Raw genomic sequence first — 13,118 nt, forward strand, 5'->3', positions numbered from 1 at the left:
ATATTGATTGATATTGCTTATAAATCAGATATTTAATTGATTTTTAAAGTCTCTTTAAGTAAATTTATTCCTATGAAAGTTACTGTAATCTTGCGTGACGAATTGATCAAAGAAGCTTTGGAATATACCAAAGCAGAGACCATTACAGAAGCTTTGAAAATCGCTTTAAAAGGATACATCTCAAACCAAAAGCTTAAAAAAATGAGCCTTTCTATCCTCCAAGAGCCACTTGAATTCAAATACTCGGCAAAAGAACTGCGTGAGAAAAACAACTTGAGAGAGTTGTAGCATTTAGTACGTCTGATTGAAAACACAATCACAGACCCGAATAGAAAATTTTTTAATTGTCAGGATTTTAGTGATCCATTACGGATCCACAGGCCTTGGTGTCACTGGTTGGGTCAAAACCCTACAGCCTTAATCACCTTATGAAATTTTGAACCCCATACTTAGTCAAAAAAATCCAGTGGCACACTTGAATAAATAATGTTCTTCTTTTTATAGGCTTCTTTTGAGAAAAAAGCCATATCCTCCGCAACAATGGAAGATGCATCAAATTGATTTCCTTGGCAATCCATTAAGTAAAACATCAACCCTCCTCCAACTTTACTCATGAAATTTGTATAAAAGACGCTGTTATTTTCATGTTTGACCAAGGAAACAAAACCAATATAACTTCCTTTATGTGCCTTAGTTAACCTATCCTCCTCTGCCTTGCGAAGCATTTCACTAAACCAATCCATTGAAGCCTGTCCGCAAGAGTCTTGGGCTCTTTGTAATGCCTTATCAACATCCAGAACATCCGTTTCCCAATCCTCTTTACTTATACAGCCTACACCTAATAAAAGTGTAATTAGAAAATAAATTATTTTTTTCATAGCCTCTTTTTCGGTTTAATTTTTTCTCAAATATTTTCAATTCTGAAAACTAAATATATCAAAAAAAAAAATGACAATGCAATTATTGAATCTCCTAAATACTAAAATCAAAATCCCCTTGGATTTGATTCCAAGGGGATTTTTGATGTTCAATAAGGTCTAGGATTTTTACTTCACCACACCCAATTCCTTCCCTACTTCTATAAAAGCAGCAATGGCCTGATCCAAATGTTCCCTTTCATGACCGGCAGAAATCTGCACCCTAATCCTTGCCTGACCTTTTGGTACCACAGGAAAATAAAATCCGATAACATATATTCCTTTCTCCAAAAGCTTCTCGGCCATCTTTTGGGACAGCACCGCATCATACAGCATGATCGGGACGATGGCATGTTCGCCTGGCTTGATATCAAAACCTGCCGCTGTCATCTTTTCCCTGAAGTATTTGGTGTTCTCTTCTAGCTTGTCTCTCAGTTCGGTGGTCTCCGACAGCAGGTCAAAAACCGCAATCGAAGCACCTGTGATGGATGGGGCCAAGGTATTGGAAAAAAGATAAGGTCTAGAACGCTGACGCAGCAATTCGATGATTTCCTTCCTGCCGGAAGTAAAGCCTCCCGAAGCACCGCCCAGGGCTTTTCCCAATGTCCCTGTGATGATGTCGATTTTGCCCATTACGTTGTGGTATTCATGGACGCCACGGCCGGTTTTGCCCATAAAGCCAGTAGAATGACATTCGTCAGACATGACTACAGCATGGTATTTCTCTGCCAAAGCGACGATTTTGTCCAATTGGGCGATGGTGCCGTCCATGGAAAAGACGCCGTCTGTGACGATGACCTTATTTTGGGCACCTTTGGCATCGGCATCTTTGAGTTGGGCTTCGAGGTCTTCCATGTCATTGTGGTTGTATCGGAAGCGCATTGCTTTGCACAGCCTAACCCCGTCGATGATCGAAGCATGGTTGAGGGCATCAGAAATGATCGCATCCTCAGCACCAAAGAGCGGTTCGAAAACTCCCCCATTGGCATCAAAAGCCGCGGCATACAAAATCGTATCTTCGGTACCCAAAAACTTGGAGATTTTGGCTTCCAGTTCCTTATGGATATCCTGTGTGCCGCAGATAAACCTCACTGAAGACATGCCAAAACCATGGGAATCGATGGCGTTTTTAGCTGCTTCGATGACCTTGGGATGCGAAGAAAGCCCCAAATAATTGTTGGCACAGAAGTTCAACACCTGCTTCCCTCCGGCAATGGTAATCTCTGCAGCTTGGGGAGAAGTGATGATGCGTTCTTTTTTGAACAGGCCTGCCGCTTCGATTTCCTGTAACTCTTTCTCTAATTTGGGTTTCAAAGTATCGTACATATTATTTTGTATTGGGGGTTTTAAAAGAAAAAAGCACTCCTACAATTAAAGTGAAATACATTCATCGAAATCACTATTTTTGTCGCTTTAAGTCCCAAATATAATTAAAAATCCCAAGGGCTTTTCCGGAGCACCGATTAGGAATATTTTAAAAATGGAAAGAATTTTGATCATTGGCGCAGCCGGACAATTGGGTTCGGAACTGACGCAGGCCATAGCCAACATCTACGGTGGAGACAATGTCATCGCCACAGACATCAATCCCAAAGCTTTGGAAAAGTTCGAAAACTGCAGGACTGCTGTCCTTGATGTGATGGACAAAGAGGCTTTGAAAGATTTGGTCAAAGACCAAAATGTGAAGCAGATTTACCATTTGGCTGCAGTCCTTTCCGCTACAGGAGAGAAGATGCCGCTTTTTGCATGGAACCTCAATATGGAAAGTTTGCTTTTTGTATTGGAATTGGCCAAAGAAGAAAAACTCGAAAAAATCTATTGGCCATCTTCCATTGCTGTTTTTGGTCCAAATACCCCAAAAGTCAACACACCGCAATATTGTGTCAAGGAACCTAACACGGTCTATGGCATTTCGAAGCAAGCCGGAGAAAGGTGGTGTGAGTATTACTTTCAGAAATATGGAGTAGATGTAAGAAGTCTGCGCTATCCGGGACTTATTGGCTATAAGTCACTTCCCGGCGGCGGGACGACCGATTATGCGGTTGACATCTACCACAAAGCAATTGCGGGAGAACATTTCGTTTCTTTCCTCCGAGAAGATTCTTACCTGCCGATGATGTATATGCCCGATGCAATCAAGTCCACTTTGGACCTGATGCATGCGCCAAAAGAGCAGGTGAAAATCCGGTCGAGTTATAACCTTTCGGCCATGAGTTTTTCTCCAAAAGAAATTTTTGAAAGCATCAAAGTCCATTATCCTGAATTTAGCATCAGTTACAAACCGGATTTCAGACAGGAAATCGCTGACTCTTGGCCGGATAGTATTGACGATTGCTGCGCAAGGAAAGACTGGGGTTGGCAACATGACTACAGTCTTGAAAAAATGACCGCCGATATTCTCATGCATCTTCCGTCTTATTCGTTTTGAATTTTTAAAGGTTCAAATTAGATGAATGTCAGAGAAGCAGAAAAATTGATTTCAATGAGAAAAAACCCATAAAGTGTCAAATTTTTAATAACCACAGAACCCCCAACTATCGAGACAGGGATAGGAAAAGATCAAGATCAGACCAACCCTGAAAAAGTTGATTGATTTTGTATTTGATAAAGGGTTAATTTATGTATTAAACTTCCCTGTTTTTGGCGGAAGGCTTATACTCTCTTGATATTCTTTCGGCCAAAAAACCGGTCACGCTTTCTCTCTTTTTACCCCGGGTTGCGTTCCTTACCCGGGGTTATTAATATTTGATCCCTTCAGGATCATTCTCCACAAAAATCTTAAACCAAACAGACACAGAGTTTGAAGCAAAACAATATCCCAATATCAAAAAGTATCAACCAATATCCATAAATAGGAGAATTTGATGTTTATTCATTCATATAGGTCGATACTAAAAATGGCTATTCCCCCTTCTAACAAAAGACATTTTGATAAGTTGACCAAATATCATTAATTTGATTGCAGTAGCTTATCCAAAATGCCAAATAAAAATCTTCCAGCTTTCCTTACCGTTTCGCTCTTCCTTTTGGTGGGAACTATCTTGTTTTTCAAAGAACCAAAAAGAGTGGATTTCAGTACCGATGTCAAGCCCATCCTTAACAAGCATTGTATTTCATGTCATGGAGGTGTCAAAAAAAACGGCGGCTTCAGCGTACTTTTTGAGGAGGAAGCATTTGCGGTTACCGAATCCGGACAGCCTGCCATTATTCCCGGCCGACCCGGCCAAAGTGAAATCATCAGAAGACTTTATGAATCCGATCCCGAAATGAGGATGCCTTACCACAGGCCTGCTTTGTCTGAGGAAGAAATCGAAACCCTCAAAAATTGGATCCATCAAGGCGCTTCTTGGGGCAAACATTGGGCTTATGTTCCTGTAGGAGAACCAAAAATCCCTGAAACTTCAAAAAAACCATTTGCCTCAATTCTTGGAAAATCTCCTATTTCAACCATTGACCATTTTGTTTTCCAAAAACAGATTGAAAATGGACTATCTCCATCGCCGGAGGAAGAATCTTTGCGGCTTTTGAGAAGGCTGGCTTTGGACATCACAGGCCTTCCCCCGTCAGAAAAATTGGTGAATGATTGGGATTCAGGAAAAATAACCTATGACAAAGCTGTCGATCACCTCCTCACTCTGCCCACTTATGGGGAAAAATGGGCGACTTGGTGGCTGGACATGGCTAGGTATGCAGATACTAAGGGGTATGAACGGGATGTCTCCCGCACCATGTGGCCATATCGGGATTGGGTGATCAAGTCACTCAATGCCGACATGCCGTTTGACCGATTTACGGTGGAGCAACTTGCGGGGGACCTTTTGCCAAATCCTACGGAGGACCAATTAATCGCTACGGCTTTTCACCGCAATACAATGAACAATGATGAAGGCGGTACGGAGGATGAAGAATTTCGAGTTGCGGCGGTATTGGATCGGGTCAATACCACTTTTGAGGTTTGGCAAAGTACCACAATGGCCTGTGTGCAATGTCACAGCCATCCTTATGACCCTTTCAAGCATGAGGAATATTTTCAGGTCAAGGCATTTTTTAATAATTCAAGAGATGAGGACACCCACGATGAGGAACCAAAACTGAGACTTTACTCCGAGGAAGAAAAAGCTCAGGTTCAAAAAATCAAAACCTGGGTGGCCCAAAACAGCAACAACGAGGAAGCTTTGTCCAAAGCGAATTTCCTTACCTACCTGGAACCCAAGTACCACGCCCATCTATGTGAGGATTTTGTCAATGCCGAACTCATCGATACCAAATGGCTAGGCATGTGGCACAATGGAACGACCTACCTCCGCAATGTAGACACCCAAAACTCCGATCAGCTCCTGCTTAATTATTGGGCTGATATAGACGGCACTAAAATGGAAATCCGAAAAGGCGGGCCTGAAGGTGAAATCCTGAGCGAATTTACCATTGATAAAACGGAAGGCCGGATTACAAGGGCTATTCCATTTGCAGCGATCAAAGGAAAGACCGACCTTTTCATCAGTGCTGTAAATCCAAAAGCAAAACCACAACAGTCCACTTCAGGGATAGTATGGTTTTCGTTTATAAAATCCCTTCCCGGAAAAGACAAACCGGAATACTTCAGCATGGAGCAGCAATGGATGGCTTTATTGGCTGCCAAACCTGTAACTCTTCCTATCATGATCGAAAATCCTGATTTCATGAAGAGAAAAACCAATGTTTTTGAAAGGGGTAATTGGATGTTGCTCGGGGAAGAAGTGCAGGCGAAAACTCCAAAGGCACTGAACAACTGGAATCCTGAATGGCCCAAAAACAGGTTGGGACTAGCTTATTGGATGGTGGACAAAGAAAATCCCCTAACAGCTCGGAGTTTGGTCAACAGAGTTTGGGCACAAATATTCGGACGTGGATTGGTCAATACCTTGGAGGATATGGGAACCCAATCGGATCTGCCTTCCCACCCTAAGTTATTGGATCACTTGGCTTGGAAGCTGATGCACGAATATGATTGGAGCATCAAATCCCTAATCAAGGAAATCGTTAGCTCTCACACGTACAGGCAAAGCTCCAAGATCAGTCCTGAAATGCATGAAAAAGATCCTGAAAACAGGTGGTACGCAAGAGGGCCGAGATTTAGGCTGAGTGCCGAGCAAGTCCGTGACCAAGCCTTAGCTGTTTCAGGGCTGATCAGTGACAAAATGTATGGTAAAGGTGTCATGCCCCACCAACCTGATGGAATCTGGCAAACAGTCTATAATGGAGAATCCTGGAAAACCAGTGAAGGGGAAGACCAATATAGAAGGTCGGTATATACCTTTCTGAAAAGAACCAGTCCTTATCCTTCCTTTATGAGTTTTGATGCCGGCAGCAGGGAAGTCTGCATCAGCAAACGCATCGTCACCAATACTCCACTTCAGGCATTGGCGACCTTGAATGATCCGGTGTATATCGAGGCTGCTTTGAAGCTTGGGGAAAAGATGTCCCGAGAAACCAATAAAGATCCCGGGACTGTCATTGCAGAAACCTATGAAAAAATGATGTTGGTGACAATTTCTGAATCAAAGAAGAAAAGCCTGTTGAACCTGTATCAAGAAGCATTGACCAATTACAGATCCAAACCCGAGGAACTGAAAGAATTTTTACAAGACAAAAAAGTCCAGGCGAATCCGGAATTGGCGGCTTATACTTTGGTAGCCAATGCCATGTTGAACCTAGACGAATTTCTAACCAAATCCTGAAATGAAAAGGCTGGAAAACCTATTGACCGAGCTTCACCGCACGCAACTTGAAAAACAAACAAGGCGTCATTTTCTCTTGGACTGCGTCAGCAAAATGGGCGGTTTGGCCTTGGCGCCTTTGCTATTTGGCTGCGAGACAAATCCAGGTGTACCCAAAGTTCAGGGACTTCAACTTTCCGACAGGGATTTGAATCCCCTTTCTCCCTTGCCGCCTCCTTATTTTGCGAAAGCAAAATCGGTCATCTACCTGCATATGGCAGGTTCACCATCGCAGTTAGAGCTTTTTGATTTCAAACCAGAACTTGTCAAATACAACAACCAACCTTGCCCGGAATCTCTTTTGGAAGGAAGGAAATTCGCCTTTATCCGTGGTGTCCCCAATCTCCTTGGCCCACAATCCAACTTTGCCCAACATGGCGAATCCGGTGCTTGGGTGTCTGATTACCTTCCGCATTTTTCGAAAGTAGTAGATGAAGTCGCCTTCCTAAAAGCAGTGCATACCGACCAATTTAACCATGGTCCTGCCCAACTCTTCATGCAAACAGGAAGTCCGAGATTGGGAAGGCCAAGTTTAGGTAGTTGGGTTACTTATGGCCTAGGAACAGAAAATCAGAATCTTCCCGGTTTTGTCGTCTTGACATCCGGAGGAAAAACCCCTGATGCCGGAAAAAGCGTTTGGGGAAGCGGGTTTTTGCCCTCAGTTTACCAAGGAGTCCAATGTCGGTCCAAAGGCGATCCGGTACTCTACCTTGAAGACCCAAAAGGAATCAACCGCGACCTCAAAAAGACATTGGTCTCCTCCATCAATGAAGTCAACAAAGCTGAATTTGAGGCATTTGGCGACCCCGAAACTTTGGCTAGGATCAACCAATATGAGATGGCCTACAGGATGCAGATCGAAGTTCCCAATGTGATGAAGATCAACGACGAACCTGAATCTATCCATCAATTGTATGGCACAAAACCGGGAGAAGAAGCTTTTGCCAATAATTGCCTGCTCGCCAGAAAATTGGTAGAAAAAGGGGTTCGCTTTGTTCAGTTGTATGATTGGGGATGGGACAGCCATGGCACAGACCATGACACAGCGATTGATTTGGGATTAAGAAACAAATGCAATGAAATAGACCGGCCGATAGCCGCACTTTTGCTTGACCTCAAGCAAAGAGGATTGTTGGAAGATACTTTAGTGGTGTGGGGAGGTGAATTTGGAAGAACCCCGATGCAGGAAAACAGGGAAGGAAAGACCATGGGCTTCAAAGGGCGAGACCACCACGTGGATGCATTTACGATGTGGATGGCAGGGGCAGGGATTAAAAGTGGAACTAGTTACGGCCAAACGGATGATTTTGGGTTTTCGGGCGTAGAAGGTAAAGTTTCTGTACATGATGTCCACGCCACGATATTGCAGGTTTTGGGATTTGACCACGAAAAATTCACATACGATTTTCAGGGAAGGCCTTTTCGACTTACAGATGTGGAAGGCGAAATCATCAGAGACATTTTAGCCTAATCGAGACCAATGCCGCTATTCATTTTCCCACTGATCGGAAGATTTCACCCCTTGATAGTCCATTTGCCGATTGGGTTTATTTTGTTTGCCCTGATCTTGATGTATTATCCAAGGAAGGACAAAAACCTGCTTTTGCCCACTGTGCAGTTTGCTTTGCTTTTGAGCACCCTGACGGCATTTTTTGCGTGTATCACCGGAATAATCCTCTATAATCAGGAAGGTTATGCTTTTGACACGATTCAAAACCATTTGATTTTGGGTATTCTCACCGCGCTGACTTGTTTGTCTCTTTATCTTCTTGTCAAAAAATATCAATCCACATCGAATCCAAAAATCCATATTGGTTCAGCGATACTTTTTCTTTCTCTGACAATTACCGGACATCTCGGAGGCAATCTGACACATGGAGAAACTTACCTGACGGAGGTTCTGCCGGAAGGGGTTCAGGAAACTTTTGGGTTTAAAATCCAAGAGCAGTTTGAGCCTTTTTCCATTGATGCGGATGCATGGGAGCAAGCTTTGTTTTTTGATGAGGTAGTGCAACCGATATTGAACCAAAACTGCCGCAGTTGCCATAATGAGAAGAACAGCAAGGGTGATTTGATCTTGACTTCCAAAGAGAGCTTATTAGAAGGTGGGAAAAATGGAGAAGTTATCTTCCATAAAACCCCCTTGGAAAGCGAACTGATTAAACGAATGCTGTTACCCTTGGACCATGAAGACCATATGCCCCCAAAGGAAAAAAGACAGCCCGTAGAAGCCGAGGTGGCATTGATAATAGCTTGGCTACATGCAGGCACTTCTTTTGAGGAGACACTCGGCCAATCTGGAATTTCAGTGGATTTGGTTTCTTCTTTTTTTGTGAAAAATGAAACATCGATTTATCCTGAAGTCCAACTCGAACCATTGGAGGAGGATGTTTTCAAGGAATTGAAAGGAAAAGGTTTTTTTATCGAAAAGCTGAGCGTAACATTTCCCTTACTCAAAGTCAGTACCATCAATTTTACTAATGCCGAAAATCAGGACTTGGAATCTTTGGAACCCATTCTTGCCTATATCACTATCCTTGATTTAAGCCTTTCGAATGTTACTGATGATATTATTCCTCTTATCGGAAAAATGGAAAACCTCACAGTCCTCAAACTGAATGAGACAAAAATTGAAGGTCAAAATTTTGAGATCCTGAAGGGAAATGCTCACTTAATTCAGTTGCATTTGACCAAATCAATGGTCAATAGAGATAATTTAGGAAAGCTCAATTCTCACCCAAGCCTTCAAAAAGTTTTTGCCTATGAAACCCCTTTAGCCAAAGAGATCAACGTTGAAAAGTTAAAGGAATTGAGTTTTAAGGTTGAGGTGGGGAATTTTGAATTGCCTTCCCTGCCAACAGATCGAATGAAATATTAGCAGGAAAGGCAAATTCTAGATTTTTTTCAAGATCGCTTCCGGTTCAAACCCCAAAATCAGATCTCCATTTGGAAATTCAATAATTGGTCTTTTGATCATGCTACTCTTAGTGCTCAATAATGCCAAGGCATCAGTTTCTGTTTCCAGTTGGGATTTTTCCTCATCAGTAAGTTTCCTGAAGGTAGTACCTTTTTTATTGACCAATGCTTCAAAACCCACTTCAGAAGCAAATCTCACCAACAATTGCGCATCGGGAGCCTGTTTTTTGTAATCAATGAAAATGTATTCGATGCCATTTTCCTTCAAAAAATCGAAGGTCTTTTTCATGGTATCGCAGTTTTTGATACCGTATATCTTTAATTCCATTTTGGGAGTTTTTTGATTGATTATTTTTCTTTAGAAGATTTCCCTGAGGGATTCTTCATTGGCTTTGATGACCCTTTCGATCAATTCATCGCTCAAAGCAGTGGAAAGGAATAGACTTTCATATTGAGAGGGGGCGAGGTAAACACCTCTTTTGAGCATGCCTTGAAAATACTTCCCAAAGCGGACCGTATCAGATTTTTTGGCAGATTCAAAATCATAAACTTCCTGATCGGTAAAGAAAAGGCTATACATGCTTCCAAGGTGGCTGATCGTATAATTCAATCCAAGTTTGTCTAGGGAAGATTGGAATCCTTTTACCAATTTTGAACCGATACTGTTCAGTGTAGTGTAAACTTCAGGATTTTGGTTCAGGTGCCTTAGCATTGTCAGACCCGCAGCCATGGCAATGGGATTGCCGGAAAGTGTTCCTGCCTGGTAGACAGGGCCTGCAGGAGAGACAAACTCCATGATTTCCTTTTTGCCACCATAAGCACCTACGGGAAGACCGCCTCCGATGATCTTTCCAAGAGTAGTCATATCAGGTATCACCCCAAAAAGCTCCTGAGCACCGCCTTTTGCAAGCCTGAATCCAGTCATGACCTCATCAAAGATCAGGACTATTCCTTCCCTTTCACAGATCTTTCTTATTCCTTGGAGATAACCCACTTTTGGTAAGACAAGTCCCATATTGCCAGGAACAGGCTCTAAAATCAAAGCGGCAATTTCACCTTTATTAGCAGCAACAAGCTGTTCGATGGCTTCGAGGTCATTGTATGGAGCAAGGAGTGTGTCCTTTGCGGTACCTTTGGTCACGCCCGGTGAATCTGGATTGCCCATTGTAATCGCTCCCGAACCTGCGGAAATCAAAAAGGAATCTCCATGACCGTGGTAATGGCCTTCCATTTTGATGAATTTGTCCTTTCCGGTAAATCCTCTTGCAACCCTGATTGCAGACATGGTGGCTTCGGTGCCGGAATTCACCATTCTGATCTTTTCGACAGAAGGTACCATGCTTGCAATCAATTCAGCAATTTCAACTTCTTTTGCTGTAGGCGCCCCATAAGATGTCCCAAATTCCAAAGCCTTTATGATGGCTTCTTTGATCATCGGATGATTATGTCCAAGGATCATTGGCCCCCAGCTATTAATGAGCTCGATGTAGGCATTATTATCTTCGTCATAGATAAAAGCTCCGTCCGCTCTTTTTATAAAAATCGGATCCCCTCCTACTGCTCTGAATGCACGAACGGGAGAATTGACTCCTCCCGGTATATATTTTTTTGCTTTTTCAAACAATGATTTACTATGGGTAATCTGCATGTATATTTATATTTTTAATTCACTTCCAATTTACCGTTATACAATTTTAACACGGGCACGTACCGATTGTTGTTAGCATTTGTAAAATCAAACCCAAAAGTAATCTTACCCGGTTTGAATCTATTTTGGTTCAAATTTTTTCTAAACTCAAAGCCTTTGGAAGGATTTATCGTTTCAGCAATCCAATAAGTGAGTTCATATCCCAAATGCATATTAAGTGATGGGAATTTTCCATATTCCTCATTAAATCCGTTCCGGAAAAGTTCGAGATTAGGGTTACTGAAATCAATTGAATTATTCCCCAAGAAAACAAAATTCTGATTCTCCATCATTTCATAACTTGCAAAATTGAAATACAACCAACTATCCATAACGATAACAGGGGTTTTTAAATTTTTTGACTCCAAATAACCAAATGAACCCTGGGCAATATTGGGGTCATCAGAAATTATTATGATAGCATCTGCCTTTGATGATGAATTAATCCCAGAATCAAAAAATTGATTTATATTTTTTGGAGAAACCAGTGTTTTAGATACTATTTTAAAACCTTGACTTGTCGCATCTTCCACCAATTTTGCCATTAATTGCTCATCTCTGCCGGCACTCGAATAGCCTATTGCAAGACTTTTCCCCTCCAAATTAGTTTCTAGGTATTTCAAAAGACCATTACTTAAAGAAGAAACTGCCGGTCTAAACAAATATGCGTTTTCATATCCTTGAATTTTATCATCCAAATTTGACAATGGATTGATAAAAGGAATGTTGTTTTTTTGGGAAAATTGTAAAACAAGATCTGATTCTTCAGGATATATCGGTCCGATAATCACATCGGATTTCATCAAAAATGGATCGTTAAGTATATTTTGTAACCGAGAATTATTCCTTTGGGTGTCATAGGTCCTGACATTTATGTTATAGCCGTTTGCAATCAATTCGTCAAGTGCAAAACGTAATCCTTGGTATAATTCAAGGACAAAATTACCCTGGCTAATGGATTTGACATCTGTGCCTCCTGAATAATTAAAGGGAAGCAAGATAGAAATATCCAGGGTTTGAAAATTTTTATTAGAGGAAGTTGGGGATTTAATAGGATTTTCATTGCTTTTCAATTGTTGCAAAAGAACCCTTTCGTCATTGGACATGATGGATTGCTTTTCCAATTGTTCTCTCAAAGCAACCAAATAGCCATTATTATTTTTGAATTTGCTCAAATTAGCGATCAAAAAACTGACGGAAGTTTTTCTTAAATAATTCAGACTCGCACGTTCACCTTGGGTGAATATTTCAGGATTTTTGATAAGCGCTATCTCCTGTAATGCTTCAATATTTTTCGTCTCTTCAAAATAAATCAATGCCAACAAGTATCTCGCATCATCTTGTTTTTCCCAATTTTTATTTTCGGCTAATGGCTTAATAACCGACTTGGCTAATTCCACCTGCTTATTCTGAAATGCTGAAAATCCAAAGTGATATTGCGCATAGGAAGCCAATTTGCCATACCTGGATTCTTCCATGTAGGGTCTCATCAAATCCATGGCATCAGAATAATTTCCATAGCCTATTAAAGTTTTGGCTCTTTTATAACTTGCTAATTCATCTTGGGGAAATGCATTGGTTGAAAAACTAAAGATCAATATCAATAAAAAGAGGTGTGTTCTCATAGGGTAAATTTCTAAACTTGCGATAATCTCATTCTCAAAATAAGGGCCAAGTTAAGCCATTTCCGAGCAAAAGAAAAGTAAATTATGGATTGGGGAATGCATTTCTCTACCTAAATAAATGCTTTTTCCCGGTGTACATTCTGCGTTTGAATGATACTATTATATCTGTGTCTTCGTAAGCTAACATGACTTGCAAAGGCAACAGGAGTTACTTATA

Annotated in this window: 10 protein-coding genes; 5 read left to right on the forward strand and 5 right to left on the reverse strand. The window is 41.5% G+C overall.

Translation table 11 applies throughout. The annotated features are described in order from the left end of the window. Positions 1–72 precede the first annotated feature (72 nt). Complete coding sequence (locus tag M3O96_RS21510) at positions 73–288, forward strand: type II toxin-antitoxin system VapB family antitoxin (protein ID WP_249725059.1); 216 nt, start codon at positions 73–75, stop codon at positions 286–288. Positions 289–449: 161 nt separating this feature from the next. On the opposite strand, the gene M3O96_RS21515 is transcribed toward M3O96_RS21510, so the two are convergent. After that, positions 450–878, reverse strand: coding sequence for a hypothetical protein (locus tag M3O96_RS21515; RefSeq protein ID WP_249725062.1), 429 nt, complete (start codon positions 876–878; stop codon positions 450–452). A 168-nt stretch (positions 879–1,046) separates the two neighbouring features. Further along, positions 1,047–2,243, reverse strand: coding sequence for a glycine C-acetyltransferase (gene kbl, locus M3O96_RS21520; RefSeq protein ID WP_249725080.1), 1,197 nt, complete (start codon positions 2,241–2,243; stop codon positions 1,047–1,049). 154 nt (positions 2,244–2,397) lie between these two features. Between kbl and M3O96_RS21525 the strand changes: the two genes are divergently transcribed. The 4 genes from M3O96_RS21525 (at position 2,398) to M3O96_RS21540 (ending at position 9,551) form a co-directional block, all read left to right on the forward strand. Beyond that, entirely contained in the window at positions 2,398–3,345 is a 948-nt protein-coding gene (locus tag M3O96_RS21525) for an NAD-dependent epimerase/dehydratase family protein (protein ID WP_249725094.1), read from the forward strand. A gap of 550 nt (positions 3,346–3,895) precedes the next feature. Continuing rightward, positions 3,896–6,634 (forward strand): DUF1553 domain-containing protein, encoded by a 2,739-nt coding sequence (locus tag M3O96_RS21530; RefSeq protein ID WP_249725097.1) that lies wholly within the window; start codon positions 3,896–3,898, stop codon positions 6,632–6,634. 1 nt (position 6,635) lies between these two features. Beyond that, positions 6,636–8,144, forward strand: coding sequence for a DUF1501 domain-containing protein (locus M3O96_RS21535; protein WP_249725100.1), 1,509 nt, complete (start codon positions 6,636–6,638; stop codon positions 8,142–8,144). Positions 8,145–8,153: 9 nt separating this feature from the next. Then, positions 8,154–9,551, forward strand: coding sequence for a c-type cytochrome domain-containing protein (locus M3O96_RS21540; protein WP_249725101.1), 1,398 nt, complete (start codon positions 8,154–8,156; stop codon positions 9,549–9,551). 15 nt (positions 9,552–9,566) lie between these two features. Here M3O96_RS21540 and M3O96_RS21545 read toward each other — a convergent pair whose 3' ends face one another. Genes M3O96_RS21545 through M3O96_RS21555 form a run of 3 tightly spaced genes read right to left on the reverse strand, consistent with a single transcriptional unit; the run spans position 9,567 to position 12,901 of the window. Further along, complete coding sequence (locus M3O96_RS21545) at positions 9,567–9,917, reverse strand: Spx/MgsR family RNA polymerase-binding regulatory protein (protein ID WP_249725131.1); 351 nt, start codon at positions 9,915–9,917, stop codon at positions 9,567–9,569. Between the two features lie 30 nt (positions 9,918–9,947). Beyond that, positions 9,948–11,237 (reverse strand): glutamate-1-semialdehyde 2,1-aminomutase, encoded by a 1,290-nt coding sequence (hemL, locus tag M3O96_RS21550; RefSeq protein WP_249725145.1) that lies wholly within the window; start codon positions 11,235–11,237, stop codon positions 9,948–9,950. Positions 11,238–11,251: 14 nt separating this feature from the next. Continuing rightward, on the reverse strand, positions 11,252–12,901 hold the full coding sequence (locus M3O96_RS21555) for an ABC transporter substrate-binding protein (protein WP_249725148.1): 1,650 nt from the start codon (positions 12,899–12,901) through the stop codon (positions 11,252–11,254). Between the last annotated feature and the right edge of the window lie 217 nt (positions 12,902–13,118).

The sequence above is a fragment of the Aquiflexum sp. TKW24L genome (assembly GCF_023502205.1).
Taxonomy (GTDB): Bacteria; Bacteroidota; Bacteroidia; order Cytophagales; family Cyclobacteriaceae; genus Cognataquiflexum.

What these genes read in the sequence shown, in the direction of transcription:
- M3O96_RS21540 (WP_249725101.1), top strand. Translation starts at nt 8,154, where the DNA reads ATGCCGCTATTCATTTTCCCACTGATCGGAAGATTTCACCCCTTGATA.
- kbl (WP_249725080.1), bottom strand. Translation starts at nt 2,243, where the DNA reads ATGTACGATACTTTGAAACCCAAATTAGAGAAAGAGTTACAGGAAATC.
- M3O96_RS21510 (WP_249725059.1), top strand. Translation starts at nt 73, where the DNA reads ATGAAAGTTACTGTAATCTTGCGTGACGAATTGATCAAAGAAGCTTTG.
- M3O96_RS21530 (WP_249725097.1), top strand. Translation starts at nt 3,896, where the DNA reads ATGCCAAATAAAAATCTTCCAGCTTTCCTTACCGTTTCGCTCTTCCTT.
- M3O96_RS21545 (WP_249725131.1), bottom strand. Translation starts at nt 9,917, where the DNA reads ATGGAATTAAAGATATACGGTATCAAAAACTGCGATACCATGAAAAAG.
- M3O96_RS21525 (WP_249725094.1), top strand. Translation starts at nt 2,398, where the DNA reads ATGGAAAGAATTTTGATCATTGGCGCAGCCGGACAATTGGGTTCGGAA.
- M3O96_RS21555 (WP_249725148.1), bottom strand. Translation starts at nt 12,901, where the DNA reads ATGAGAACACACCTCTTTTTATTGATATTGATCTTTAGTTTTTCAACC.
- M3O96_RS21515 (WP_249725062.1), bottom strand. Translation starts at nt 878, where the DNA reads ATGAAAAAAATAATTTATTTTCTAATTACACTTTTATTAGGTGTAGGC.
- M3O96_RS21535 (WP_249725100.1), top strand. Translation starts at nt 6,636, where the DNA reads ATGAAAAGGCTGGAAAACCTATTGACCGAGCTTCACCGCACGCAACTT.
- hemL (WP_249725145.1), bottom strand. Translation starts at nt 11,237, where the DNA reads ATGCAGATTACCCATAGTAAATCATTGTTTGAAAAAGCAAAAAAATAT.